Source organism: Glycomyces sp. MUSA5-2 (assembly GCF_037034145.1).
GTDB classification, from domain to species: Bacteria; Actinomycetota; Actinomycetes; order Mycobacteriales; family Micromonosporaceae; genus Glycomyces; species Glycomyces artemisiae.
Genome location: NZ_JBAGKG010000006.1, coordinates 43,974 through 69,412, shown reverse-complemented (window position 1 = coordinate 69,412; position 25,439 = coordinate 43,974). Strand labels below are relative to the sequence as shown.

The following is a 25,439-nucleotide window of genomic DNA, read 5'->3' as shown; positions in this document are numbered from 1 at the left end:
CTGGCGCGCGGCCAGGCCGGGGTCGGTCCCTCGCGCTTCCTGCGAAGAAATCCCTGGTCGCTGCCGGTCCACCATACCGTCGCTCCAATTGCACACCGTGATCCGGAGGCCGTGGCGCCGCGGGGCGCCCACCGGATCGGCCGTGATCTAACTATATAAACAACAGCCGGTTGCGTCTCCGTCGCATACAGGGCAGTATCGATGTGTCAGCACCGTTCGCGAATCGGCTCCGGCCGACCGCGGACAAACCGCGGCGCCGACGTCGAGTCCCCACCAAACTTCCTCGTCGGAGCCGCGGACATACGAATAACCGAAACGCGGCGGCTCCCTCCCACCAGGGCCGCCGCGTTTCGTATGCCCTTGCGGGGCAGGGCGATCCGCTTGAAGTCCCGGCCGGCGCCAACCCGTGACACCGGGTTCAACCGTCGCACACGCTCAGTGTGCGAGTCAAGACAAGTCACCCGAATCCGTGAACGCACACCGCGTTTCCCTCGATGTGAGCACATTCTGGGCACGCCTTTCACGTTGGAGTACGGTTGCCGGCGTGCCCCCAGCCGTCCTGACGCCCTCCAGACCCAAGACCTCCGTGACGATCACCGCCGCCATGAGCGTGCAGGTCGCGGCCGTGCTGCCGCTGTTCCTGTTCGGCGGGCTCGCGGTCCAGATCGCCGACGAGCTCGGCATGGGCGTCAGCGCGATCGGCCTCATCTCCGGCCTGTACTTCGCGGTCTCCGCGGTCACCACCGTCCCCTCCGGACGGCTCGTCGACCGCTTCGGGGCGCTCGTGACCGCCCGTGTGGCCGTGGGGCTCTCGGCGACGGCGCTGCTGGGGATCGCGGGCTTCGCGCACCACCCGGCGGTGCTGACGGCGTTCCTGGTGCTGTGCGCGCCCGCGAACGGGCTCGGGCAGCTCGCGTCGAACACGGTCCTCACCGAATGGGCCCCGGAGGGCCGCAAGGGGCTCCTGTTCGGCGCCAAGCAAGCGTCGGTGCCGCTGTGCATCATGCTCGGCGGGCTCAGCGTCCCCGTCGTGGCGCTGACGCTCGGATGGCGGTGGGCGTTCGTGTTCGGGGCGCTCCTGGTGCTCGCGGCGCTGATCCCGCTCGCGGGGCTCGGGCGGCCCGCGACGCGGCCGAAGGTGCCCGGCGCGAAGGCGTTCGACTCGCAGCTGCTCGTGTTCGCGGTGGCGACGTTCCTCGGCGCGACCGCGGCCACGCCGATCGGCTCGTTCCTCACGACGTACACCGTGGACATCGGCGGGTCCGAGAGCTACGCGGGCCTGGTCCTGATGATCGGCGGCATCGCCGGGGTCGTGGGGCGCACCGCGTTCGGCGCGGTCGGCGACCGCGGGACCGGCCGCGAGTTCCTCGTCATCACCGTCATGCTGCTCACCGGGGCCGCGGGGGTGGCGACGTTCCTGTTCGAGCTGCCGTGGCTGCTGCCGCTCGGGACGGTGGCGGCGTACGCGTTCGGGTGGGCGTGGCCGGGACTCATGAACCACGCGGTGACCAGCCGGTACCCGGACGCACCCGCGGTGGCGACGTCGGTGACGCAGACCGGGATCTTCCTCGGCGGCGCCGTCGGGCCCATCAGCTTCGGGCTCGTGGCGGACCACTTCGGCTGGGGCGCCGGGTGGATCGCCGTCGCCGCGTCGATGGCGCTGTCGGCCCTGTTCATCGTCGCGGGCAGCACGCTCTTCGCGCGGCCCCGGCATTGACGTTCCTCATTGCGGTGCGGGCGACTCCCGTTCCCGCCCCGTCCCGCTTCGGACCGCCACACGATAAGGTGAGGCTGTGGTGACCACCCGACGTGCGCAGACCGCGCTGACCTTTACCGACGACGCGTTCGCCGAGGCGATGCAGGCTTCGCTCGACCTCGTCGAGGAGCGACTGCTCAAAGCCGTCGACACCGAGCAGCCGCTGCTGCGCCAGTCCGGGTCGCACCTCATCCGCGCCGGCGGGAAGCGCTTCCGCCCCATGCTCACCCTCACGTGCGCGCACCTGGGCGACCCCGACCGCCCGAACATCCTGGAGGCGGCCGTCGCCCTGGAGCTGACCCACCTGGCGACGCTCTACCACGACGACGTCATGGACGAGGCCCCCGTGCGCCGCGGTGCCCCCAGCGCCAACGCCCGCTGGGACAACTCCGTCGCGATCCTCACCGGCGACTGGGTGTTCAGCCAGGCCGCCCAGATCATGGCCGACCTCGGCACCGAGGCCGTGCGCCTCCAGGCCGCCACGTTCGCGCGCCTCGTGCGCGGCCAGATCAACGAGACCATGCCGCGGCCCGAGGGCATCGACGCCGTCGAATGGCACCTCGGCATCCTCTCCGAGAAGACCGGGTCCCTGATCGCCACGTGCGCGAAGTTCGGCGCCTGGTTCAGCGGCGCCGACGAGTCCGTGACCGCCATCGCGGAGGAGTACGGCGAGGTCATCGGCGTCGCGTTCCAGATCGCCGACGACATCATCGACATCACCTCCGACGCCTCCGGCAAGACCCCCGGCACCGACCTCCTCGAAGGCGTCCCGACCCTCCCGGTCCTCTACGCCCTCGCCGACGACGACCCCGCCGGCGCCCGCCTCCGCGCCCTCGTCTCCGGCCCCGTCGCCGAAGAGGACCTGGAGGAGACCCTCACCCTCCTCCGCGCCTCCAAGGCCCTTGAGCAGGCAAAAGACACCCTCCACCAGTACCAGGCCCGCGCCCGCGCCCTCGCCGGGGCCCTCCCCGAGGGCCCCGCCCGCGACGCCCTCGTCGACATCTGCGACTACATGATCGAACGCGACGCCTAGTAGTCCTCGCGAAACCGGGTGTGTTCTGCCGCGCACCCGTTGCCTGGTCGTTGCCCCGGTTCGCTATGGTTCAAGGCGCCGCCCTCGTGAGGGCGTCCTCCCAGGTTCCGACACCTCCGGCGTGCACTGTTCCCGCCGAGAAGGGGGCGCTGTGCGACCCTCAGCCAGGCCGAAGGCCGTGCTCGCCGCCCAGGGCGTGCTCTGGCTCCAGTTCCTCGCGATCATGCTGCTGTACGCGACGGGGCTGCGGTTCCTGTTCGACGCGACCAGGTCGTCGTCGAGCCACGACTCGATGCTCGACGTCATCGGGTCGATCAGCGCCGAGAACCTCGTGACGATCACCCTCAGCGTCGCGATCACGGTCTCGATGCCGTTCATCGCCGCCGGAATCGGCCGCCGCCGCGCGAAGGTCGTCACGATCGCCTGGTGGTCCCTAGTGATCGTCCCCGCCGCGATGTACCTCTGGATCCTCGGCCGCGCCTACTTCGCGACCTTCCCCGACTCGGCCCCGTTCTTCATGAGCGCCGCCGCCATGCTCGTCGTCTGCGGATCGTTCCCCGCCGTCGTCGTATCTCTGCTCCACACCCGCGCCGCCAAAGCCTGGTTCGCCGCGGGCGAACTCTTCGACGACCTCGACCGCGAACTCTCCGACACCTCGGAATTCGAGGCCGCGAGGTAAGCCGACGAGACGTGAGAGGGGCCGCGGGGATACCTCCCCGCGGCCCCTGTTTCTTCGCTGGTTACGTGTTCAGGAAGGTGCTCGCCTGGTCGACGATGTCGAGCAGGAAGCCCGGGGCGATGCCGAGGATGAGCGTGGCGGCGACGCCTGCGGCGACGACGGTGCCGGCCATCGGGCTGGGGAGGTTGACCGTGGGGGCGTCCGGGGCGGGCTCGTTGAGCCACAGGAGGACGACCACGCGGAGGTACGGGAAGGCGAGGATCGCGGAGGAGACGACGCCGACGATCACCAGGCCCAGTTCGTCCGCTTGCAGCGCCGCGGAGAAGAGCGAGAACTTCGCCGTGAAGCCCGAGGTGAACGGGAGCCCGGCGAGGGCGAGCATGAGGATCGTGAAGACCACGGCGGTGCCCGGGGAGTTCTTGCCCAGGCCCGCCCAGCGGGCGAGGTGGGTCGCCTCCTCGTCGCCGTCGCGCACGAGCGAGACGACCGCGAAGGCCGCGATCACCGTGAAGCCGTAGGCCGCGAGGTAGAACATCGTCTGACCGACGGCCTCGCCGAGGGCGATCACGCCGATGAGCAGGTACCCGGCGTTCGCGATGGAGCTGTAGGCCAGGAGCCGCTTGATGTTCCGCTGCGTGACCGCGAAGATCGCGCCGCCGATCATCGTCGCCACGGCGATCACCGTGAGGATCAGGTGCCAGTCCCAGGCGGACGAGGACAGGCCCACGTTGAACACGCGCAGCAGGCCGCCGAAGGCGGCGACCTTCACACACGCGGCCATCAGGGCGGTCACCGGCGTCGGGGCGCCCGTGTAGACGTCGGGGGTCCACATGTGGAACGGGACGGCCGCGGCCTTGAAGAGCAGGGCCACGGCGATCATCGCGACGCCGATGTACAGGAGCATGCGCGGCTGCCCGGAGGAGACGCCCGCCTGGTTGATCCCGGCGAGGTCCACGGTCCCGGCGAAGCCGTAGAGCATCGCCATGCCGTACACGTAGAACGCGGAGGCGAAGGCGCCCAGCAGGAAGTACTTGAGCGCGGCCTCCTGGCTGATAAGGCGGCGGCGCTTCGCGAGGCCGCACAGCAGGTACAGCGGGAGCGAGAGCATCTCCAGGGCGACGAACATGGTGAGCAGGTCGCCCGCGGTCACGAACATCATCATGCCGGTGACGGCGAAGAGCGTGAGCGGGAAGATCTCCGTCGCGCCGTCCTCGCGGCGCTGCTCGACGTCGGCGGCGGAGTCGGCGACAACCGCGGCCTCGGCGACGAAGTCGCCGCCGCGGACGGTGCGGCGCTCGGCGAGGAGCAGGACCGCGATGATCGAGAGGATCGCGATGGTGCCCTGGAGGAACAGCCCGGGCCCGTCGACGATGACCGAGCCGAGGCCGGTGCCGCCGAGGTTGAAGACCGCGCCGCTCTTGTCGGCGTTGAGGACCACCGCGACGAACGCGCCCGCGAGCGCGGCCACCGCGAGGGCGACCTGGACGGGGAGGCGCCGGGCCTTGGGCACGGCGGCCTCGACCAGGAGCCCCGCGAAGGCCGCGACGAACACGATCACCATGGGGGCCAGGCCGGCCCAGTCGATCGTGAGCTCTGTGGACTCACTCATTACCGGCTCCTTCGGCAGCGGGGAGGTCGACGGGCTCGTCGGAGACGAACCCGAGCGTGTGGTCGACGGCCGGCTCGATCAAGTCGATGAGCGGCTGCGGGAAGAACCCGAACCCGAGGATCGCGACCACGAGCGGCGCCACGAGGGCCTTCTCGCGGAACGTGAGGTCGCGCTTCATCGCGGGCACCTCGTCGAGCTGCGGGTTCCGCTCGCCCTGCATGGTGCGCTGGTACATCCAGAGCACGTACGCGGCGGCGAGGATGATCCCGAGCGTCGCCAGGACCGCGACCGGCTCGTTGTGCGTGAACGCCCCGAACAGGACCAGGAACTCCGAGATGAACGGCGCGGTCCCCGGCAGCGAGAGCGACGCGAGGCCGGCGAACAGGAAGATCCCGGCGAGCAGCGGCAGGGTCTTGGCGGCCCCGCCGTAGTCCTTGATCTGGGCCGAGCCGCGGCGCAGCGTCAGGAAGCCCACGACGATGAACAGCAGGCCCGTCGCGAGGCCGTGGTTGAACATGTAGAGCACCGCGCCCGTGGCGGACTCGGACGTGAACGCGAAGATCCCCAGGCCGATGAAGCCGAAGTGCGCGATCGACGTGTAGGCGACGAGGCGCTTGAGGTCGGTCTGCCCGATCGCGACGAACGCCGCGTAGATGACGCCGATGACGCTCATGCCGATCACCCACGGCGCGAACGTCCGCGTCGCGTCGGGGAACAGCGGGATGCAGTAGCGCAGGATCGCGAACGTGCCGATCTTGTCCATGACGCCGACGAGGAGCGCCGCGACGGCCGCGGGCGCGGCGCCGCCCGCGTCCGGGAGCCAGGTGTGGAACGGGAAGAACGGGGCCTTGATCGCGAAGGCGACGAAGAACCCGAGGAACAGCCAGTTCTGGAGCGTCCCCGAGGCCAGCGGGTCGGACTCGACGAGCGTCTGCCAGTCGAAGACCCCGCCGTTGTTGACCCACAGGGCGATCACCGCGACGAGCATGAGGAGCCCGCCGAGGAGCGAGTACAGGAAGAACTTGACGGCCGCGTACTGCTTCTTCGGGCCGGTGCCGTAGGAGCCAATGAGGAAGTACATCGGGACGAGCATCGCTTCGAAGAAGAAGTAGAACAGCAGCACGTTCGAGGCGAGGAACGTCGCGAGCATCGCCGCTTCGAGCGCGAGCACCAGCGCGAAGAACGCCGGGACCGAGCGCGTCACCGCGTCGAGGTCGCGCCAGGCCGCGAGCATCGCGATCGGCGTGAGGCCCGCGGTCAGCGCGACGAGGAGGAGCGCGATCCCGTCGACGCCCCAGGACAGGTTGAGGTCCCACGCGGAGATCCACGTGTACGACTCCGTGAACTGGAGCCACGGCGCGCCCTCGGCGTAGTCGAAGCCGACCGCGACGAGCGCCGTGATGACGGCGACCGCGCCCGCGAAGCCGAGCGCGGTCCAGCGGGCCGCGTCGGCGTTCTCGCGCTTGATCGACGCGACCACGACCGCCCCGATCAAGGGGACGGCGACGAGCGCCGACAGCAACGGGAGTTCGTTCATTGGGTGACCACCACCATGAGCGCGGCCACCACGATGACCGCCCCGGACAGAATGGACAGGGCATAGGAGCGGACGAAGCCGGTCTGGAGCGTCAGCAGGCGCCGCGAGGAGCCGCCGATCGCCGCGGACAGGCCGTTGACGGCGCCGTCGACGACGCGGCCGTCCATGGCGACGGACGCGGAGGCCGCGAGGCGGCTGGGCCGCTCGAAGACGCCGCGGTTGACGGCCTCGCCGCCGAGGTCGGCGCGGGCGAACCGCACGGGCCAGGCGGCGGCGCGCGGCACTTCGTCGGTGCCGTTGCGGAACAGGACCCAGGCGAGGGCCGCGCCGAGGACGACGGCGACGGTGGTCGCGACCGTGACCTGGAGGTGGGTCAGGTGGCCGTGGGCCTCGTGGTGCTCGCCGAACACGGGCGTGAGCCACTCGGTCACGGGCGAGGCCATGAGGCCGCCCGCGGCGAGTGAGCCGATGCCGAGGAGCACGAGCGGGCCGGTCATGATCGCCGGGGACTCGTGCGGGTGGACGTCCTCGGTCCAGCGCTTGGGGCCGTGGAAGGTGAGGACGAACAGGCGGGTCATGTAGAACGCGGTGAGCGCGGCGCCCAGGAGCGCGGCGCCGCCGACGACCCAGCCCTGCCAGCCTTCTCGGGTGAACGCGGCGGCGATGATCGGGTCCTTGGTGAAGTAGCCCGAGAACGGGAACAGGCCGATGATGGCGAGCCATCCGGCGGCGAACGTCGCGTACGTGAGCGGCATCTTGCGCCACAGGCCGCCGAAGCGGCGGATGTCGGTCTGGTCGTTCATGGCGTGCATGACCGAGCCGGAGCCGAGGAACAGCCCGGCCTTGAAGAAGCCGTGGGCGAGCAGGTGGATGATGCCGAGCGCGAACGCGCCGCCGCCGAGGCCCACGGCCAGGAACATGTAGCCGATCTGGGAGACGGTGGACCAGGCGAGGACCCGCTTGATGTCGTCCTTCGCGCAGCCGACGATCGAGCCGAACAGGAGCGTCAGGGCGCCCACGACGACGACGGCGGTCTGCACGTCGGGGTTGAGGCTGAAGATGACGTTCGAGCGGGCGATGAGGTACACGCCCGCGGTGACCATGGTGGCGGCGTGGATGAGCGCCGACACGGGGGTCGGGCCTTCCATGGCGTCCGGGAGCCAGGTCTGGAACGGCCACTGGCCGGACTTGCCGCACGCGGCGGCGAGCAGCAGCAGGCCGAGCGCGAGGCTCGTGGTGGTCGAGAGTTCGGCGGCGCCGTTGAAGACTCCGGCGAAGTCGACGGTGCCGAGCGTGCCGAGCATGAGGAACATCGCGAGGAGGAACCCGACGTCGGCGACCCGGTTGGTGAGGAACGCCTTCTTGCCGGCGGTCGCGGCGGCGGGCTTGAGCTGCCAGAACGCGATGAGGAGGTAGGACGCGAGGCCCACGCCTTCCCAGCCGACGAAGGTCATGAAGTAGTTGCCGCCGAGCACCAGGATGAGCATCGCGGCGGCGAACAGGTTGAAGTACGCGAAGAACTTCCGGCGCCCGGGGTCGTGGGCCATGTAGCCGACGGCGTAGACGTGGATGAGGAAGCCGACGCCGGTGATGAGCAGGCAGAAGACCGCGCTGAGCGGGTCGAAGAGGAGGCTCGCGTCGATCTTGACGGAGCCGACCTCGATGACGGTGAACAGGTCGAGGTGCGCGCTCTTGTCCTCAAGGCCCGCAAGGGAGCCGAAGAGGCCGAGCGCGAGCGCGAAGGCCGCGCCGATGGTCGTGACGCCGACCCAGTGGCCCCACTTGTCGGCGCGGCGTCCGGCGAGCAGGAGGATCGCGGCGCCCAGGGCGGGCAGGGCGATGAGCGCCCAGGTGAAGGACAGCAGCCCCTCGGCGGGCGCGTACGAGATTTCGTCCACAGTGTCCCCTCTAGGCCTTCAGGAGGTTGGCGTCGTCGACGGAGGCGGAGCGCCGGGACCGGTAGATCGACATGATGATCGCCAGGCCCACGACCACTTCGGCCGCGGCGACGGCCATGACGAAGAACGCCATGACCTGCCCGTCGACGGTGCCGGTGGTGCGCGCGAACGTCACGAGCGTCAGGTTCCCGGCGTTGAGCATCAGCTCCACGCACATGAACACGACGATCGAGTTGCGCCGCACCAGGACGCCGACCGCGCCGATGCAGAACAGGGCCGCGGCGAGGATCAGGTAGTACTCGGGATTCACGACTCCCGCCCTTCCGTGTGCTTCGGGGCCGCCTCGGCGGGGGTGAGCTGGCGCGGCGGCACGTACTCGGACAGCGACGCGGGCTCGATCGAGCCGTCGGGCCGCAGCGCCGGGGTCGCGGTCGAGTCCGAGGTGGCGAACACGCCGGGCCCGGGCTTGGGGCCGGGGTAGTTGCCGGGCGCGAACCGCTCGCGGCTGTGCTCCTTCTGGCCGCGGTGCGGGCCCTTCTTCGCGACGTGCGCGAACATGAGCGCGCCGACCGCGGCGACGGTGAGGACGCCGGAGACGATCTCGAACGGGAACAGGTACGTCGAGAACAGGGCCTCGGCGATCCGCTCCACGTTCCCCTGGCCCGCAGGGGCGGCGGGCTCGGCGATCACCAGGCCGGAGACGGCGCGGGCGAGGCCGGAGGACAGGAGCGCGGCCATGCCGATGCCGAGGACGACCGCGAGGAGCCGCTGGCCCCTGAGCGTCTCGAACATCGAGTCCCTGGAGTCGCGCCCGAACAGCATGAGCACGAACAGGAACAGCATCATGATCGCGCCCGTGTAGACCATGATCTGCACGAAGCCGAGGAACGGCGCGGACTGCATGATGTAGAAGACCGCGAGGCACATCATGGTGACCGCGAGCGAGAGCGCGGCGTGGATGGCCGAGCGGGCCAGGACGAGGCCGATGGCCCCGCCGAGCGCGATCGGCGCGAGGATCCAGAAGAAGACCGACTCGCCTGCGGACGCGGACTGCGCGAGCTCGATCACGACTGCCCGCCCTTCTTCTGCGCGAGCATCTCGGTGAGCGAGAACTCGGCGCCCTCGCTCGCGCCCGGGTTGACCGGGCCCGACTCGTAGTAGGCCTTCTCGCTGTCGCCCAGGCGCATCGGGTGCGGCGGCTGCTCCATGCCCTCGATGAGCGGCGCGAGCAGCTCCTCCTTGGTGAAGATGAGGTCCCGGCGGTCGTCGCGGGCGAGCTCGTACTCGTTGCTCATGGTGAGCGAGCGGGTCGGGCACGCCTCGATGCACAGGCCGCAGAAGATGCAGCGCGCGTAGTTGATCTGGTAGGTCTTCGCGTACCGCTCGCCGGGCGAGAACCGCTCGGCCTCGGTGTTCTCGGCGCCCTCCACGAAGATCGCGTCGGCCGGGCAGGCCCACGCGCACAGCTCGCAGCCGATGCACTTCTCCAGGCCGTCCGGGTGCCGGTTGAGCACGTGGCGGCCGTGGTAGCGCGGTTCGAGCTTGGAGGGCTTCTCCGGGTACTCGACGGTGACCTTCGGCTTGAACATGTGCGCGAAGGTGACGCCGAAGCCTTTGGCGAAACCGGACATTACTCCTCCTCCCCTTCAGTGGAACGGGAGCCGTTGATGGGCACTGACGATGTGTTCGCGGGTTCGAGCTGCTTGAGCGAGCGCGGGTTCGGCGGGACCGCGAGGTCCAGCGGCGGCACGGGGAACCCGCCCAGGCCCGTGTCCGGCTCGGCCGGGTTCTCGTAGGGCTTGCGGCTGGGCCAGAAGAAGATCAGCGCCATGACGACGATCGCGGCGCCCCCGGCGAACGCGATCCGCGTCGGCAGCTCGTTGCCCGTGTCCAGGCCGATGTTCATGGCCGCCAGGACCATGAGCCACACCAGCGAGACCGGCACGAGGACCTTCCAGCCCAGGTTCATGAACTGGTCGTAGCGCAGCCGCGGGAGCGTCCCGCGCAGCCACACGTAGAAGAACAGGAACGCCAGGACCTTCCCGAAGAACCACACGAGCGGCATGAAGCCCTCGTTCGCGCCCGGCCACCACGCGTCCGGGAACGGCGCGGCCCAGCCGCCGAGGAACAGCGTCACCGCCAGGGCCGACATCGTCACCATGTTCACGTACTCGGCGAGGAAGAACGACGCGTACTTCAGGCTGGAGTACTCGGTCGCGAAGCCCGCCACGAGTTCGGACTCCGCTTCGGGGAGGTCGAACGGGGCGCGGTTCGTCTCGCCGACCATCGCGATCACGAAGATCACGAACGACGGCGCCAGGACGATGAAGTACCAGCCCGGCAGCGTGATCTCCGCGCCGCCGATCGACAGCGGCAGGCCCTCGGCCTGCGCCTCGACGATCGCACCCGTCGACATCAGCTTCGACTGGAAGAACACCGCCAGCACCGCCAGGCCCAGCGCGATCTCGTACGAGATCACCTGCGCCGCAGCGCGGAGCGCGCCCAGGAGCGAGTACGCGGAGCCGGAGGACCAGCCCGCGAGCACGATCCCGTACACCCCGAGCGCCGAGCACGCGAGGATCACCAGCACCGAGACCTCGAAGTCGGTGAGCTGGAGCTCGGTCTCAAGGCCGAACACGCTCACCTCGGGCCCGAAGGGCACCACCGAGAACGCCGTGAACGCGCACGCGACGGCGATGACCGGCGCGGCGATGAACACGATCCGGTCCGCGGTCCGCGGCATCGTGTCCTCTTTGAACGCCAGCTTCAAGCCGTCGGCGAGGGACTGGAGGAGCCCGAAGGGCCCGTTGCGGTTCGGGCCCGGCCGCACCTGCATGACCGCAACGACGCGCCGCTCGTACCAGATGGTGAACAGCACCAGCAGGACCAGCACGATGAAGACGAGGACGCCCTTGATCAGCATCAGCCAGATCGGATCGTTCATGAGTTGACCGCCTCCACTTGGTCTCCCTCAGCGGGTCGGGGCACGTTCGGGTAGGCGCGGATGGTGACGACGTCGCCCGAGCCCGCGCCCAGGTGGCGGTAGATCCCGCGACCGGGGGCGTTCTGAGGCAGCCACACCACGCCCTCGGGCATCGCGGTCACCTTGAGCGGCAGCGTGATCCCGCCGATCGCCGTCGACACCGTCACGCCCGAGCCCTCGGAGGCGCCGATCGCCTTCGCCGTCGCGGCGCTCAAGCGCACCACCGGGTCCGGCGCGCAGCCCGCGAGCTGCGGGTTGTTCTCCTGGAGCGAGCCGCCGTCGAGCAGCTGCCGCCAGGTCGCCAGGACCGCCTTGCCGTCTTCCGACGGGTGCGCGGGCCGGTCGGCCGTCCAGTCCGGGGCCGGCTGGCGGGTGATCGGGTCCGGGAGCCCCGCGAGCTCGGCGCGCACGGTCCGCGTGTCCGCGAGACCGAGCTTCACGCCCATGACGTCCGCGAGCGCGTCGAGCACCGCGTGGTCGCTCATCAGGTCCGACTCGATGACCGTGTCGAAGGTCCGCAGGCGGCCCTCCCAGTCGAAGAACGCCCCGGCCTTGCCGGTCACCGGCGCCACCGGGAGGATCACGTCCGCCACGCGCGTCACCGCGGAGTGCCGGATCTCAAGGGAGACCACGAAGCGGGCCGCGTAGAGCGCGGCCTCGACGGCGGGCGCGTCCGCGAAGTCGTACGGGTCGACGCCGCCGACCAGCAGCGCGTCGATTTCGCCGTCCGCGGCGGCCTGGAGGATCTGCCAGGCCCCGCGCCCGTCCGCGCCGGGCAGGGACTCGACGCCCCAGTACTCGGCGAGCTGGTCGCGGTCGGCCGCAAAGGAGGCGAGGCCGCCGCCGGGCAGCAGGCCCGGCAGGCACCCGGCCTCGACCGCGCCCCGGTCGCCCGCGCGGCGGGGGATCCAGGCGAGGCGGGCCCCGGTGGCGCGGGCCAGCCGCACCGCCGCGGAGAACGCGCCTTCGACCGTGGCGAGGCGCTCGCCCAGGAGGATCACGGCGCCGTCCTCGGCGAGGGCGTCGCGCACGTAGCCGCCGCGGGTCCAGCCGTCGAGGAGTTCGGCTTCCTCGCCGGGGAGGGCCTCGATGAGGTTCGCGCCGAGCTTCTCGGTGCCGCGGGTCGCGAACGGGGCGACCACGTGGACTCGTTGTGCTCCTTGGCGGACGGCTTTGCGCATGCGCAGGAACGCGATCGGGCATTCCTCTTCGACTTCGAGGCCCGCGGTGAGGACCACGGGGGCCTTTTCGAGGTCCTCGTAGGTGACGGCGCCGCTGGAGGGGTAGACCCCGGCGACGGCGTGCGCGAGGAACTCGGACTCCTCGGTGGAGTGCGGGCGGGAGCGGAAGTCGATGTCGTTGGTGGCGAGGGCGATCCGCGAGAACTTCGAGTACGCGTAGGCGTCCTCGACGGTGAGGCGCCCGCCGGTGAGGACGCCGACGCGGCCGGAGGTGTTGTCCCCGGCCTTGCCGAGTCCGGCGGCGGCGCGGCGCAGGGCCTCGGGCCAGGAGGCTTCGCGCAGGGACCCGTCCTCTTCGCGCACCAGGGGTTTCGTGATGCGGTCGGCCGCGTCGATGTAGGACATCGCCCAGCGGCCCTTGTCGCAGTTCCACTCCTCGTTCACCGCCGGGTCGTCTCCGGCGAGGCGCCGGAGGACCTTGCCGCGGCGGTGGTCCGAGCGCTGCGAGCACCCGGCGGAGCAGTGCTCGCACACGCTGGGGCTGGAGACGAGGTCGAACGGCCTTGAGCGGAACCGGTACTGGGTGCCGGTGAGGGCGCCGACCGGGCAGATCTGGACGGTGTTGCCCGAGAAGTAGGACTCGAACGGCTCGTCCTCGTAGACGCCGACCTGTTCGAGGGCCGAGCGCTCCATGAGCTCGATGAACGGGTCGCCCGCGATCTGGTCGGAGAAGCGGGTGCAGCGCGCGCACAGGACGCAGCGCTCGCGGTCGAGGAGGACCTGCGAGGAGATCGGCAGCGCCTTCTTGTACTTGCGCTTGTCCTTGGCCTCCATGCGGGTCTCGGTGCGGCCGGTGCTCATCGCCTGGTTCTGGAGCGGGCACTCGCCGCCCTTGTCGCAGACGGGGCAGTCCAGGGGGTGGTTGATCAGGAGGAACTCCATGATCCCCTCCTGGGCGTCCTTCGCGACCTCGCTGGTGTGCTGGGTCTTGACGACCATGCCCTCCATGGCGGTGGTCGTGCAGGACGCGGCGGGCTTGGGCATCCCGCGCCCGTTGCCCATGTCGGGGACGTCGACGAGGCACTGGCGGCAGGCCCCGGCGGGTTCGAGCAGCGGGTGGTCGCAGAACCGGGGGATCTCGATGCCGAGCTGCTCGGCGGCGCGGATGATCAAGGTGCCCTTGGGGACCGTGACCTCGACGCCGTCGATGGTGAACGTGACTTGATCGGTCATGTCTAGTGGGCTCCGATCTTCTCGGCATCGAAGAGGGGCTGCTTGTGGCCCTCGATGTAGTCGAGGTAGTCCTGCCGGAAGAACTTCAGGGACGACGTGACGCAGGAGGTGGCGCCGTCGCCGAGGCCGCAGAAGGAGCGGCCCAGGAGGTTCTTGCAGGCGCTCTCCAGGAGCTTCAGGTCGGACAGCTGGCCGCGTCCGGAGAGGATCCGCTCGTAGACGCGGACCATCCAGTAGTTGCCCTCGCGGCAGGGGGTGCACTTGCCGCAGGACTCGTGCGCGTAGAACTTGATCCAGCGCCAGCACGAGACCACGGGGCAGTCCTGGTCGGAGAAGATCATGACCGCGGTGGTGCCGAGGATGGACCCGGCCTTGGAGACGGAGTCGAAGTCGAGCGGCACGTCGATGGAGTCGGCCGAGAGCATCGGGGTGGAGGACCCGCCGGGGGTGAAGTACCGCAGTTCGTGGCCTTCGGACATGCCTCCGGCGAGCTCGATGAGCTCGCGGAGGGTGGTCCCCATGCTGCACTCGTACTGGCCGGGGCGCTTGACGCGGCCGGACAGGGAGTAGATCATCGTGCCCGCGGCGGTCTCGGTGCCGAGGTCCTTCCACCACTGGGCGCCGCCGAGCACGATGTGCGGGACGGCGGCGATGGTGCCGACGTTGTTGATGCACGTGGGCTTGTTGTAGAGCCCGTGCGTGGCCGGGAACGGGGGCCGCAGCCGCGGCTGGCCGCGCTTGCCCTCCAGCGAGTCGAGCAGCGCGGTCTCCTCACCGCAGATGTACGCCCCTGCGCCGGAGTGGATCACGACGTCGAGGTCGAAGCCGGAGCCGAGGATGTCCTTGCCGAGGTACCCGGCCTCCTTGGCCTCGCGCACGGCGTTGCGCAGGCGCCGGGCGGCGTGGATCGCCTCGCCGCGGACGTAGACGAAGGCCCGCGACGCCTTGATCGCGTACGAGGCGATGATGATGCCCTCGATCACGGCGTGCGGGTCGTTCATCATGAGCGGCAGGTCCTTGCAGGTGCCCGGCTCGCCCTCGTCGGCGTTGACGACCAGGTAGTGGTCCTGGCCGTCGTCGGGCACGAACTGCCACTTCATGCCGACGGGGAAGCCCGCGCCGCCGCGCCCGCGGTGGCCGGACTCCTTCATGAAGGCGATGAGGTCGGCCTCGGAGTGCTTGAGGGCCTTGCGGAGCGCCTTGTAGCCGTCGAGCTGCTCGTAGACGTCGAGGCGCCAGGCGCCCGGCGAGAGCCAGCGCTTGGTGACGACCGGCTTGAGCTTGTCGAGGACCGCTTCGCGGGGACGCCGGGGACCGGGCACGGTTACGCTCACTTCGCTTCCTCGGGTTCTTTGGCCAGCAGTGGGGCGTTCGGGTCGTAGGCGGGGGCGGCGATCCCGGCCTCGGCGGCGAGGCGGGCCCCGGCGAGCGTGGCGTCGCCCTGGGCGTTGCCTTCGAGTCCGGCGGTGCGCTCCTCTTCGAACCCGGCGAGCTGCACGGAGAGTTCGCGGAGGGTGCAGAGGGGGGCGCCGCGGCTGGGGACGGGGCGGCGGCCTTCCTTGAGCTCGTTGACGAGTTCGAGGGCCTTGGCCTCGTCCATGTCGTCGTAGAACTCGTAGTTGACGGTGACGACGGGCGCGTAGTCGCAGGCGGCGAGGCACTCGGCGTGTTCGAGCGTGATCTTGCCGTCGGCGGTGGTCTCGTCGTGGCCGACGTCGAGGTCGTCGGAGAGCGCGTCGAAGACCTTCTGCCCGCCCTTGGCGTGGCAGAGGGTGTTGGTGCACACCGAGACGAGCCAGTCGCCGGCCGGTTCGCGCTTGTACATGGTGTAGAAGGTCGAGACCGCCTGCACCTGGGCCTTGGTGATGCCGAGGACGTCGGCGCAGAACGCGATGCCGTCGTCGGAGACGTAGCCGTCGTGCGACTGCACGAGGTGCAGGAGCGGCAGGAGCGCCGAGCGCTCGCGGCCCTCGGGGTAGCGGACGAGGATGGCCTCGGCCTGCTCGCGGATCTTCTCCGGGTAGTTCACCTGTCGCAACCTCCCATGACCGGGTCGAGCGAGGCCCCGCCCGCGATGACGTCAGCGAGCAGTCCGCCCTCGGCGAGCGCCGGGATGGACTGGAGGTTGACGAAGGAGGGCTCTCGCATGTGGACGCGGAACGGCCGGGTGCCGCCGTCGGAGACGGCGTGGATCCCGAGCTCGCCGCGGGGCGCCTCGATGGCGGTGTACACCTGCCCGGCCGGGACGCGGAAGCCCTCGGTGACGAGCTTGAAGTGGTGGATCAGCGCTTCCATCGACTGGCTCATGATGTGGCGGATGTGGTTGAGGCTGTTGCCGGAGCCGTCTGCGCCGAGGGCGAGCTGGGCGGGCCAGGCGATCTTCTTGTCCTCGACCATGACCCGTCCGGGTTCGAGCTTGTCGAGCCCCTGGCTGATGATCTTGAGGCTCTCGCGGATCTCTTCGAGGCGCACGAGGTAGCGGGCCCAGGCGTCGGCGCCGTTGTGGGTCGGGACCTCGAAGTCGTACTCCTCGTATCCGCAGTAGGGCATGGTCTTGCGCAGGTCCCAGGCGAGCCCGGCGGAGCGCAGGACGGGGCCGGTGACGCCGAGGGCGAGGCAGCCGGAGACGTCGAGGTAGCCGACGCCCTGGGTGCGCTCCTGCCAGATGGCGTTGCCGGTGAGCAGGCCCTCGTAGTCGTCGAGGCCCTTGGGCATGTACTCGACGAAGTCGCGGATCATCTGGACGCCGTTGGACGGGAGGTCCTGGGCGACGCCGCCGGGGCGCACGTAGGCCATGTTCATGCGCAGGCCGCAGACGGCCTCGAAGATGTCGAGGATCTTCTCGCGGTCGCGGAAGCCGTAGATCATCATCGAGAGCGCGCCGAGCTCCATGCCGGTGGTCGCGAGGGCCACGAGGTGGGAGCTGATGCGGTTGAGCTCCATCATGATGACGCGGATGACGTCGGCGCGCCGGGGCACCTTGACGTCGAGGAGCTTCTCGACGGCGAGGCAGTAGGCGGTCTCGTTGAAGATCGGCGCGAGGTAGTCGGCGCGGGTGACGAACGTGGTGCCCTGGACCCAGGTCCGGTACTCCATGTTCTTCTCGATGCCGGTGTGCAGGTAGCCGACGATGGGGCGGACCGAGCGGACGGTCTCGCCTTCGAGCTCGCACACGAGCCGGAGCACGCCGTGCGTGGACGGGTGCTGCGGGCCGAGGTTGACGATGAGGCGCTCTTCGCTGACGGGGTCGACGGAGGCGACGAGCTCGTCCCAGTCGCCGCCGGTGACGGTGTAGACGCGGCCCTCGGTGGTGTCGCGTTCGGCCGCATAGGCGTCGGCGCTGCTGTGATCGGTGGTGGTCACTTGTAGGCCCTCCGTTCGTCGGGCGGCGGGATGTGCGCCCCGTCCTTGTACTCGACCGAGATGCCCCCGAGCGGGTAGTCCTTGCGCTGCGGGTGGCCCTCCCAGTCGTCGGGCATGAGGATGCGGGTGAGGTGGGGGTGGCCCTCGAAGACGACGCCGAACATGTCGTACGCCTCCCGCTCCTGCCAGTCGGCGGTCGGGTAGACCTCGGCGACGGACTGGACCACGGGGTGGTCGAGGCCGACGGCGGTCTCCAGGCGCACGCGGCGGCGGTAGGTCATGGAGGTGAGGTGGTAGACGACGTGGAGGCGGTTGCGCTGGTCGGGGTAGTCGACGCCGGAGACGGAGTCGCACAGCTCGAAGCGCAGGCCCTCGTCGTCGCGCATGGCCTTGCAGACCTCGGCGGTCCGGTCGGGCGCGATGTAGATGGTCAGCTCGCCGCGGTCGACGACGACCGCGCGCACGGCCTCCTCGCCGAGGAGTTCGCGGAGGGCGTCCACGATCTCGTCGAAGTAGCCGCCGAGCGGGGCCGGGGTGGAGACGATCTCGCCCGCGGTGGGGGCGGCCTGCACGAGGCCGCCGAAGCCGGAGGTGTCGCCGGTGCCCTTGGCGCCGAACAGGCCCTTGCGCTCGATGCCGACGGGCTGGACGCTGTCGGCCCGGCCGGTGCCGGTGGTCTCGTCGCTCATCGCTTCGCCACCGCCTTCCTGATGCGAAGCTGCTCCTCGGTGCCGGCCTTGACGGCCTCGGTCCACTCCTTCTTGCGCTGCTTGTCGAAGCGGTAGGAGGAGGGCATCGCGCCGGGCTTGACGACCGGCTCGGGGAGGTCGGCGAGGGCCTGCTTCCGCTTCTCGCCCAAGGGCTCGTGCTGGACCTTCTCGTGGAGCTTGAGGATCGCGTCGAGGAGCATCTCGGGGCGGGGCGGGCAGCCGGGGAGGTACATGTCCACGGGGACGACGTGGTCGACGCCCTGGACGATCGCGTAGTTGTTGAACATGCCGCCGGAGGTGGCGCACACGCCCATCGACAGGACCCACTTGGGCTCGGCCATCTGGTCGTAGATCTGGCGGAGGACGGGCGCCATCTTCTGGCTGACGCGCCCGGCGACGATCATGAGGTCGGCCTGGCGCGGGCTGGCGCGGAAGACCTCCATGCCGAAGCGGCCGGTGTCGTAGCGGGCGGCGCCGGTCGCCATCATCTCGATCGCGCAGCAGGCGAGGCCGAACGTCGCGGGCCACATGGAGGCCCGCCGCGTCCAGTTCACGAGGGCTTCGACGGAGGTGAGGATGATGCCCTGCGGGAGTTTCTCTTCGATACCCATTTTGGCTAGTCCCAGTCCAGTCCGCCGCGGCGCCATTCGTAGGCGTAGGCGACGAACAGCGCGGCGATGAACATGAGGACGGCCCAGAACCCGAAGATCCCGAGCACGTCGTGGTGGACCGCCCACGGCACGAGGAAGATGATCTCGATGTCGAAGACGATGAACAGCATGGCGGTGAGGTAGAACTTCACCGGGAACTTCGTGGGGCCCGACGTCGTGGGCGCGGGCTCGATGCCGCACTCGTACGGGTCCTCCTTGGCGCGGTTCTTCCGGCGGGGACCGGCGATCCGCGAGGCGATGACCGAGACGACGCCGAAGCCGCCTCCGATCGCGAGCATGATGACGACCGGTACGTAGACTTCCATCCCCATCCTCAGAGCCTCCTTCCCAGAGTCGGTGTTATGAACCGCATGCCGTTGACGATCCGGTCGGCGGCGTCCCGCCCGGGCCGGTCGGTGAGGTTCGCGAGCAGTTTCAATACGACGCGCATGAGCGCCGGACGCTTCAGGCCGTGCTCGGTGCACAGCTTCATGACGGCGGGCCTGCCGATGAGGTGGACGAAGATCCCGCCCATCCGGTAGTAGGAGCCCCAGAGGCCGTCCATGCGGTCGGCATAGGTGCGCAGGACCGCTTCGCGACGAGGGACGTTGGGCGCCTTCAGGGCTTCGGCGACGACCTTGGCCGCGACCTCCCCCGCTTCGATGGCGTAGGCGATGCCCTCGCCGTTGAAGGGGTTGACCATGCCGCCGGAGTCGCCGACGAGCATGAGGCCGCGGCTGTAGTGCGGGACCCGGTTGAAGCCCATGGGGAGCGCGGCGCCGCGGACCGGGCCGTCGGCGTTCGCCTCGTCGGCGAGGCCCCATTCCTCGGGGGTGTTCGCGAGCCAGTCGCGCAGCAGCGCGCGGTAGTCGGTCTTCCCGTAGCCCTCGGAGGAGTTGAGGACGCCGAGGCCGACGTTGACGCGGCCGTCGCCGAGGCCGAAGATCCAGCCGTAGCCCGGTTGCAGCACATCGGGTTCGGCGGCCGTGCGCAGCGACAGCCACGACTCCAGGTAGTCGTCGTCGTGCTTGGCCGCGGACTTGTAGTACTGGCGGACCGCGACGCCCATGGGGCGCTTCTCGTCCCGCTTGAGGCCGAGGGAGAGGGCGAGGCGCCCGGAGACGCCGTCGGCGGCGATCACCAAGGGGGCCTTGAACTCGACGGGCTCGCCGTTGCGGGAAGCGGTGACGCCGCAGACGCGCCCGGCGAGGTCGAAGACCGGCGCGGTGACCTTGACGCCGGTGAGCAGGCGGGCGCCGGCTTCGACGGCCTTGTCGGCAAGGAGCTGGTCGAAGTCGTAGCGGGTGCGGGTGAGGCCGTAGTTGGGGAAGTCGTCGAGGACGGGCCAGTCGAGTTCGATGGCGAGGTCGTCGGCGACGACGCGCAGGCCCTTGTTGCGGATCCACCCGGCGGACTCGGAGGTGTCGACGCCCATCTTGAGCAGCTGCGCGACCGCGCGCGGGGTGAGCCCGTCGCCGCAGACCTTCTCGCGCGGGAAGCGGGTCTTCTCCAGCAGCAGCACGTCGAGGCCCCGGGCGGCGAGGTGATGGGCTGCGGCCGAACCCCCGGGCCCGGCGCCGACGACGATGACATCGGCATCCGGGGCTGCGTGAGTGGTCACGGGCGTCCTCTCAGGCGGATGGGGTGGTGATCCTTTACACGACTCACCCGCTTGTGAAGATCTTCACAAGCGTTTGCAGCCAGTCTAGAACTTCGATATCCACGCACTGTCACTTAGGTCCGCCTAAGTTGTCATTAATCGAGGTCACGAGCCGTACGCGCGTACTTGAACCAGAGTTGCGGGTGCGATTGGAGCGGCTGCGGTGGCGACCCCGAAGCAAGTGATAAAGCCGACAGTTGTGGTCACAGACAACTGTCGATGCCCCGAAACACTCTCGTAACACGAGCAGGGGTCGCGATCACTCCCCCGCGGGGCTGGTTCGCAAAACGGGCAGTACGTGGCGAGCGCCACATCGTTCGAATTTGAACTTCCACGGGAGCGCCGCTATGGTCGATGGGTAATTCAAATCTGAACTACTTGAGACGCATCACTTGGAAGAGGCAGCGCATATGTCCGTCGAACCCGTCAAGGTCTCCGTGATCTTCTACTCCGCCACCGGCAACGTCACCGCCCTCGCGAAGCAGATCGCCGAGTCCGCCGAGAAGGCCGGCGCCGAGGTGCGCCTGCGCCGCGTGGCCGAGCTGGCCCCGCAGGCCGCGATCGACTCGAACCCGGCGTGGGCCCAGAACTACGCGGCGATCCAGGAGATCCCCGAGGCCACCGCGGACGACGTGACCTGGGCCGACGCGGTCATCATGGGCTCCCCGACCCGCTACGGCAATGTCGCGGCCCAGCTGAAGCAGTTCATCGACACCCTCGGCCCGCAGTGGTTCCAGGGCCTGCTCGCCGACAAGGTCTACTCCGGCTTCGCCGCGGCCTCCGGCAAGCACGGCGGCAACGAGTCGACGCTGCTCGCGCTCTACAACTCGTTCCACCACTTCGGCGGCATCATCGTGGCCCCCGGCTACGCGAACGAGACCCTGTTCGCGAACGCCTCGCCGTACGGCGTGTCGCACTGGAAGGGCTACGACATCGACGAGCAGACCCTCGCCGGGGCCACCGCCCAGGCCGAGCGCGTCGTCGCCACCGCCGCGGCCCTCAAGGCCGGCCGCGCCGCGGTCGCCGCGTAAGCACACCGAACGCCCGGTCCGATTCCCAAGGGCACCTGCGGGAACGGGCCGGGCGTCGCCGTTTCCTATATCCTATAGGAAATAGGATATAGGCCTACTGGGCCTGGATGCGGGCGATGATGCGGCGGCACATGTCCCCCAGGAGGCGGATCTCGTCGCGGGAGAACTCGTCGAAGATGAGGTCGCGGACCGTCTGGACGTGGCCGGGAGCCGCTTTCTTCAGCAGCTCGCGGCCGCCGTCGGTGAGCGTCGCGAGGGTCGAGCGGCCGTCGGTGGGGCAGGCGTAGCGGCGCAGGAGGCCGTCGCCTTCGAGGCGGCGGGCGACGTGCGAGAGGCGCGAGAGCGAGCCGTTGCAGAGGTAGGCGAGGTCGCTCATGCGCATGGTCTGGTCCTCGGCCTGCTCCAGGACGGCGAGGACGCCGTACTCGAAGTGGCTCAGGCCCACGTCGCGGCGCAGGGACTGGTCGAGGGCGCCCGGGAGGCGCATGACCAGGCCGATCAGCGGCAGCCATGCCGACATCTCCTCGTCGTCAAGCCACGGCGCCGCATCACTCATGCCCCAAGCTTAACTTCACTACTTGATGCATCAAGCAACCCGAGTACCATTTTCATTGAAGGTTCAAGAGACTGGAGTTCCCGATGCCCACTCGTCCCGGCGCCGCGTTCGACGCCTTCCTCGACACCACCGCGCCCCGCGCGGCCGAGCGCCGCGACTGGACCCCCGCGGACGGGGCCCTCCCGGCGCTGTACCTCTCCCACGGCGCCCCGCCGCTGTTCGACGAGGCCGAGTGGATGGACCGGCTGTTCGCGTGGGCGCAGGGCCTGCCGAGGCCGAAGGGCATCCTGATCGTCTCGGCGCACTGGGAGGCCGCGCCGCTGATGATCTCCAGCCCGAACCCGGGGACGCCGCTGGTCTACGACTTCGGGGGCTTCCCGCAGCGGTACTTCGAGATGCAGTATTCAACGCCGGACGCGAGCGCGATGGCGAAGCGCGTGGCCGCCGCGATGCCGGACGCCGAACCGCTGCACCAGCACGCGAGCCGCGGGCTCGACCACGGCGCGTGGGTGCCGCTCAAGGTCATGTACCCGTACGGCGACGTCCCGGTCCTCCAGCTGTCGATCCCGACCCACGACCCCGACCGCCTCATCGACCTCGGCCGGCGCTTGCGCCCGCTCCGCGAGGAGGGCTACCTCGTCGTCGGCTCCGGCTTCATGACCCACGGCCTCCCGTTCGTCGACTTCCACCACCCCGACCGCATCCCCGGCTGGTCCGAGGACTTCGACCTCTGGGCCTCCGAGGCCCTGGCCCGCGGCGACATCGACTCCCTCGCCCGCTACCGCTCCCAGGCCCCCGGCATGCCGTACGCGCACCCGACGGTGGACCACTACGTGCCGCTGTTCGTCACCTACGGCGCCGCCTCCGACCAGGAGCAGCCCGCCCAGACGGTGATCGACGGCTACTGGTTCGGCCTCTCGAAGCGCAGCTTCCAGCTCGCGTGAGCGAAGCGCGAAAGGGGCGCCCCGGCTCGATGCCGGGGCGCCCCTTTCGCGTTCGGTCTATTTGAAGCCGCGGTGCATGGCGACGGCGCCGCCGGCGAGGTTGCGCCAGGCGACCTTGCGGTAGCCGGCCTTGACGATGCGGTCGGCGAAGGCGGCCTGGTCGGGCCATTCGAGGGTGGATTCGGAGAGGTAGCGGTAGGCGTCGGGGTCGGAGCCGACGCGGCCGGCGACCTTGGGGAGGACGTGCTTGACGAAGACGCCGTGGGCCTTGCGGTAGGGCTTCCAGACGGGGGTGGAGACCTCGCAGAGGACCATGCGGCCGCCGGGGGCGAGGACGCGGAGGATCTCGGTGAGGCAGGCGTCGAGGTCGTCGACGTTGCGGATGAAGAAGGACCCGGTGACGGCGTTGAAGGTGTTGTCGTCGAAGGGCAGGTGCAGGGCGTCGGCGTTCACGAGCGGGACCTGGCGGTCCTGGTGGGCCTGGAGCATGCCGAGGGAGAAGTCGACGCCGATGACGTCGGCGCCGGACTTGGCGAGCTCGACGGTGGAGACGCCGGTGCCCGCGCCGAGGTCGAGGCAGCGCTCGCCGGGCTGGAGGCTGAGGGCCTCGCGCACGGCGCGGCGCCAGCGCTTGTCCTGCCCGGCGACCATGACGGTGTTGGCGCGGTCGTAGTTCGGCGCGACGCGGTCGAACATCGCCGCGATGCGGCCGGGTTCTTTACGCGGGGTATTCGCTTCGTTCGCCTCGATCACCCCGACAGCCTCGCACACCCCGCAGAGAAAATCCGCCGGAGCCCTGTCGGTGTGGGCCCCGGCGGATCAAGGGGTTATATCGGGCGCGCGCGGGGTCACGCGTCGCGTGCGGCCTTGAGGGAGCAGGGAAGGGCCGCGCGCTCGCCCGGGAAGGGAGCTGTGCTGGGGTCCGCTTGGGGCGCACGGGGAGTCGTCGCGGTGGGTGAACCGTTCACTGCGCCTCCTCGTCGTCTCGGACCCGGCGCGGACGCCCGGGGTCCCAGTCTGGGATGACGCTGAGAGATCCCCCGAGTGCGGTCTGCGCTACACGATGAGCTTGACGCATGGACGCTGTGATGTCGATCTATGAAACCGAACCGTTATCGCGCGTAACCCATCCGATAACTAGTCGGTGGGCGCGGTCACAGGCGTTTCGGGGGCAAATGCGGCGGCGGGGCGCGCAATGCGCGCCCCGCCTTCTCCAGGGGATACAACAGAGAGGTGGGGCCTCTCCGGTGAATCGAGACTTAAGACACCGTGTACAACAGGGTGCTCATTCAGCATTGCGGATTACTGGCCGTGCGGCAAGTCTCGAAATCGAAGTGTTATCCACTGGGACGTGAATTACCGGTCCGTGAGACGGCCGCGGAGGACGGTGGCGGTGCACTTCCCCGCGGCCCCGGCGACGAGCGCGGCATAGGGGTCGCCGTCGGTGGGGACGTCGAAGACGGCGAGGTCGGCGCGGTTGCCTTCTTTGATGGCGCCGATGTCGTCGCGGCCGAGGGCCTTGGCGCCGCCTTCGGTGGCGGCGCGCACGAGCCACTCGTCGAGGCCGTCGCCCGCGTCGCCCTGGGAGAGGGCGATCCTGCGGAGGACGGGCCATTCGGCGGCGACGTCGAGGTCGGGCGAGGAGGCGCGGGAGTCGGTGCCGACGGCGACGGCGTTGCCTTCGGCGCGCAGGGCCGCGATCGGGGGCTCGCCCGCTTCGAGGCGGGCGTTGGAGCGGGCGCAGACGGCGACCGCGGTGCCCTTGTCGCGCAGGAGCTCCCGGTCGGCCTTGTCGAGGTGGACGCCGTGGGCGACGTGGGAGTCGGGGCCGAGCCAGCCGACCTTGTCCATCTGGACGGCCGGGGAGTGCCCGGCGCCGCCGTCGGCGATCTCCAGGTCGAGGCCGGCGCGGCGGTTCATGAACGCGAACGGGCCGGAGCCGCGGCGCACGAACATGTCCTCGTGGGCGGTCTCGGCGAGGTGGGGGTGGAGGCGGATGTCGAGGGTGCGGGCGAGTTCGGCGATGCTCTTGCCGACGTTCGTGCCGAGCGTGTAGAGGGTGTGGGGGCTGACGCCGACGGCGAGGTCGGAGTTGTTGACCGCGCGGGTGTCGGTGACGACTTCGCGCCAGGGGCCGCGGCGGACCTCCCAGGCGGCCTCGTCGATGAAGACGGCCTCCCAGTAGGCGACCCCGGCGAGGTCGGAGGCGAGGAGCGGCGCGAACCCGGCCGCGGCGGTGACGATGTCGGCGACGGCGGTGACGCCGTGGCGGATCGACTCGTCGATGCCCTCCTGGGTGGAGGCCTTCCAGGCTTCGTCGGCGGTCGCGGGGTTGCGGCGCGCGAACTCCTGGATCCACTCGAAGAATTCCTTCTCGTTGCCGTACATGTCGGCGAACGAGGTGTAGCACAGGTGCGTGTGGGCGTTGACCAGGCCGGGCGTCATGACCCCGGTGAACGCGGTGGTCTCGTCGGCTTCGGGGGCGTCGGCGGCGGGGCCGACGTAGGCGATGCGCCCGCCGTCGACCCCGACCGCGCCCTCCCGGATCGGGTCGCCCGCGACCGGGACGACGACAGGGGCGGTGTAAACGTGCATGCGCCCGAGCGTACTCGGGAC

At 69.9% G+C, this 25,439-nt stretch carries 22 protein-coding genes and 1 pseudogene; 5 read left to right on the top strand and 18 right to left on the bottom strand.

Annotation, left to right across the window (positions count from 1 at the left end; translation table 11 throughout):
• Positions 1 to 544: 544 nt before the first annotated feature.
• The 3 genes from WA640_RS19255 to WA640_RS19245 all read left to right on the top strand — a co-directional run bounded on the left by WA640_RS19255 (position 545) and on the right by WA640_RS19245 (position 3,468).
• Positions 545 to 1,717: an MFS transporter gene (locus tag WA640_RS19255; RefSeq protein WP_335989746.1), complete on the top strand. Its 1,173-nt coding sequence runs from the start codon at positions 545 to 547 to the stop codon at positions 1,715 to 1,717.
• A gap of 139 nt (positions 1,718 to 1,856) precedes the next feature.
• Positions 1,857 to 2,789 carry a polyprenyl synthetase family protein gene (locus WA640_RS19250; protein ID WP_106363444.1) on the top strand — a complete coding sequence of 311 codons (933 nt, stop codon included), beginning with the start codon at positions 1,857 to 1,859 and terminating at the stop codon, positions 2,787 to 2,789.
• Positions 2,790 to 2,940: 151 nt separating this feature from the next.
• A complete protein-coding gene (locus WA640_RS19245) occupies positions 2,941 to 3,468 on the top strand; it encodes a hypothetical protein (RefSeq protein WP_335989745.1) in 528 nt (175 codons plus the stop codon).
• Between the two features lie 61 nt (positions 3,469 to 3,529).
• Here the strand turns inward: WA640_RS19245 and nuoN are convergent, their stop codons facing one another.
• From nuoN to WA640_RS19170, 15 genes and pseudogenes are all read right to left on the bottom strand, one after another.
• Positions 3,530 to 5,077, bottom strand: a complete 1,548-nt coding sequence (gene nuoN / locus WA640_RS19240) for an NADH-quinone oxidoreductase subunit NuoN (protein ID WP_335989744.1) — start codon at positions 5,075 to 5,077, stop codon at positions 3,530 to 3,532.
• Complete coding sequence (locus tag WA640_RS19235) at positions 5,070 to 6,614, bottom strand: NADH-quinone oxidoreductase subunit M (protein WP_335989742.1); 1,545 nt, start codon at positions 6,612 to 6,614, stop codon at positions 5,070 to 5,072. Before WA640_RS19235 ends, nuoN begins: the two co-directional genes overlap by 8 nt.
• Positions 6,611 to 8,512, bottom strand: a complete 1,902-nt coding sequence (gene nuoL, locus WA640_RS19230) for an NADH-quinone oxidoreductase subunit L (protein WP_335989741.1) — start codon at positions 8,510 to 8,512, stop codon at positions 6,611 to 6,613. Before nuoL ends, WA640_RS19235 begins: the two co-directional genes overlap by 4 nt.
• Before the next feature lie 10 nt (positions 8,513 to 8,522).
• Positions 8,523 to 8,822 carry an NADH-quinone oxidoreductase subunit NuoK gene (nuoK, locus tag WA640_RS19225; RefSeq protein ID WP_106363273.1) on the bottom strand — a complete coding sequence of 100 codons (300 nt, stop codon included), beginning with the start codon at positions 8,820 to 8,822 and terminating at the stop codon, positions 8,523 to 8,525.
• Positions 8,819 to 9,580 (bottom strand): NADH-quinone oxidoreductase subunit J, encoded by a 762-nt coding sequence (locus tag WA640_RS19220; RefSeq protein WP_335989739.1) that lies wholly within the window; start codon positions 9,578 to 9,580, stop codon positions 8,819 to 8,821. The genes nuoK and WA640_RS19220 overlap by 4 nt, the downstream gene beginning before the upstream one ends.
• On the bottom strand, positions 9,577 to 10,143 hold the full coding sequence (gene nuoI / locus WA640_RS19215; RefSeq protein ID WP_106363271.1) for an NADH-quinone oxidoreductase subunit NuoI: 567 nt from the start codon (positions 10,141 to 10,143) through the stop codon (positions 9,577 to 9,579). The genes WA640_RS19220 and nuoI overlap by 4 nt, the downstream gene beginning before the upstream one ends.
• Complete coding sequence (nuoH, locus tag WA640_RS19210) at positions 10,143 to 11,456, bottom strand: NADH-quinone oxidoreductase subunit NuoH (RefSeq protein ID WP_335989737.1); 1,314 nt, start codon at positions 11,454 to 11,456, stop codon at positions 10,143 to 10,145. Before nuoH ends, nuoI begins: the two co-directional genes overlap by 1 nt.
• The gene (locus WA640_RS19205; protein WP_335989736.1) at positions 11,453 to 13,909 is read right to left on the bottom strand and encodes an NADH-quinone oxidoreductase subunit G; all 2,457 of its coding nucleotides are present in this window, start codon (positions 13,907 to 13,909) and stop codon (positions 11,453 to 11,455) included. The genes nuoH and WA640_RS19205 overlap by 4 nt, the downstream gene beginning before the upstream one ends.
• Positions 13,910 to 13,911: 2 nt before the next feature.
• Positions 13,912 to 15,243, bottom strand: a complete 1,332-nt coding sequence (gene nuoF / locus WA640_RS19200; protein WP_335989734.1) for an NADH-quinone oxidoreductase subunit NuoF — start codon at positions 15,241 to 15,243, stop codon at positions 13,912 to 13,914.
• A gap of 17 nt (positions 15,244 to 15,260) precedes the next feature.
• Positions 15,261 to 15,938, bottom strand: a pseudogene (gene nuoE / locus WA640_RS19195) (NADH-quinone oxidoreductase subunit NuoE); the annotation flags it as partial.
• A complete protein-coding gene (locus tag WA640_RS19190; RefSeq protein ID WP_335989732.1) occupies positions 15,935 to 17,272 on the bottom strand; it encodes an NADH-quinone oxidoreductase subunit D in 1,338 nt (445 codons plus the stop codon). The gene WA640_RS19190 and the pseudogene nuoE, both read right to left, overlap by 4 nt.
• Positions 17,269 to 17,961 (bottom strand): NADH-quinone oxidoreductase subunit C, encoded by a 693-nt coding sequence (locus tag WA640_RS19185; protein WP_106363266.1) that lies wholly within the window; start codon positions 17,959 to 17,961, stop codon positions 17,269 to 17,271. The genes WA640_RS19190 and WA640_RS19185 overlap by 4 nt, the downstream gene beginning before the upstream one ends.
• The gene (locus tag WA640_RS19180) at positions 17,958 to 18,593 is read right to left on the bottom strand and encodes a NuoB/complex I 20 kDa subunit family protein (protein WP_106363265.1); all 636 of its coding nucleotides are present in this window, start codon (positions 18,591 to 18,593) and stop codon (positions 17,958 to 17,960) included. The genes WA640_RS19185 and WA640_RS19180 overlap by 4 nt, the downstream gene beginning before the upstream one ends.
• A 5-nt stretch (positions 18,594 to 18,598) precedes the next feature.
• The gene (locus WA640_RS19175; RefSeq protein ID WP_181245692.1) at positions 18,599 to 18,958 is read right to left on the bottom strand and encodes an NADH-quinone oxidoreductase subunit A; all 360 of its coding nucleotides are present in this window, start codon (positions 18,956 to 18,958) and stop codon (positions 18,599 to 18,601) included.
• An 8-nt stretch (positions 18,959 to 18,966) separates the two neighbouring features.
• Positions 18,967 to 20,253: a geranylgeranyl reductase family protein gene (locus WA640_RS19170; protein ID WP_335989726.1), complete on the bottom strand. Its 1,287-nt coding sequence runs from the start codon at positions 20,251 to 20,253 to the stop codon at positions 18,967 to 18,969.
• 449 nt (positions 20,254 to 20,702) lie between these two features.
• Here WA640_RS19170 and wrbA point away from each other — a divergent pair, with 449 nt between their 5' ends.
• Positions 20,703 to 21,323, top strand: coding sequence for an NAD(P)H:quinone oxidoreductase (gene wrbA / locus WA640_RS19165; protein WP_335989724.1), 621 nt, complete (start codon positions 20,703 to 20,705; stop codon positions 21,321 to 21,323).
• A 94-nt stretch (positions 21,324 to 21,417) separates the two neighbouring features.
• Here the strand turns inward: wrbA and WA640_RS19160 are convergent, their stop codons facing one another.
• Positions 21,418 to 21,879 (bottom strand): MarR family winged helix-turn-helix transcriptional regulator, encoded by a 462-nt coding sequence (locus WA640_RS19160; RefSeq protein WP_335989723.1) that lies wholly within the window; start codon positions 21,877 to 21,879, stop codon positions 21,418 to 21,420.
• Positions 21,880 to 21,962: 83 nt separating this feature from the next.
• Here WA640_RS19160 and WA640_RS19155 point away from each other — a divergent pair, with 83 nt between their 5' ends.
• The gene (locus tag WA640_RS19155; RefSeq protein WP_335989721.1) at positions 21,963 to 22,823 is read left to right on the top strand and encodes a dioxygenase family protein; all 861 of its coding nucleotides are present in this window, start codon (positions 21,963 to 21,965) and stop codon (positions 22,821 to 22,823) included.
• A gap of 57 nt (positions 22,824 to 22,880) precedes the next feature.
• On the opposite strand, the gene WA640_RS19150 is transcribed toward WA640_RS19155, so the two are convergent.
• Both WA640_RS19150 and WA640_RS19145 read right to left on the bottom strand, forming a co-directional pair.
• Complete coding sequence (locus WA640_RS19150) at positions 22,881 to 23,519, bottom strand: class I SAM-dependent methyltransferase (RefSeq protein WP_442904792.1); 639 nt, start codon at positions 23,517 to 23,519, stop codon at positions 22,881 to 22,883.
• Between the two features lie 660 nt (positions 23,520 to 24,179).
• A complete protein-coding gene (locus WA640_RS19145; RefSeq protein WP_335989717.1) occupies positions 24,180 to 25,418 on the bottom strand; it encodes an amidohydrolase family protein in 1,239 nt (412 codons plus the stop codon).
• Positions 25,419 to 25,439 lie beyond the last annotated feature (21 nt).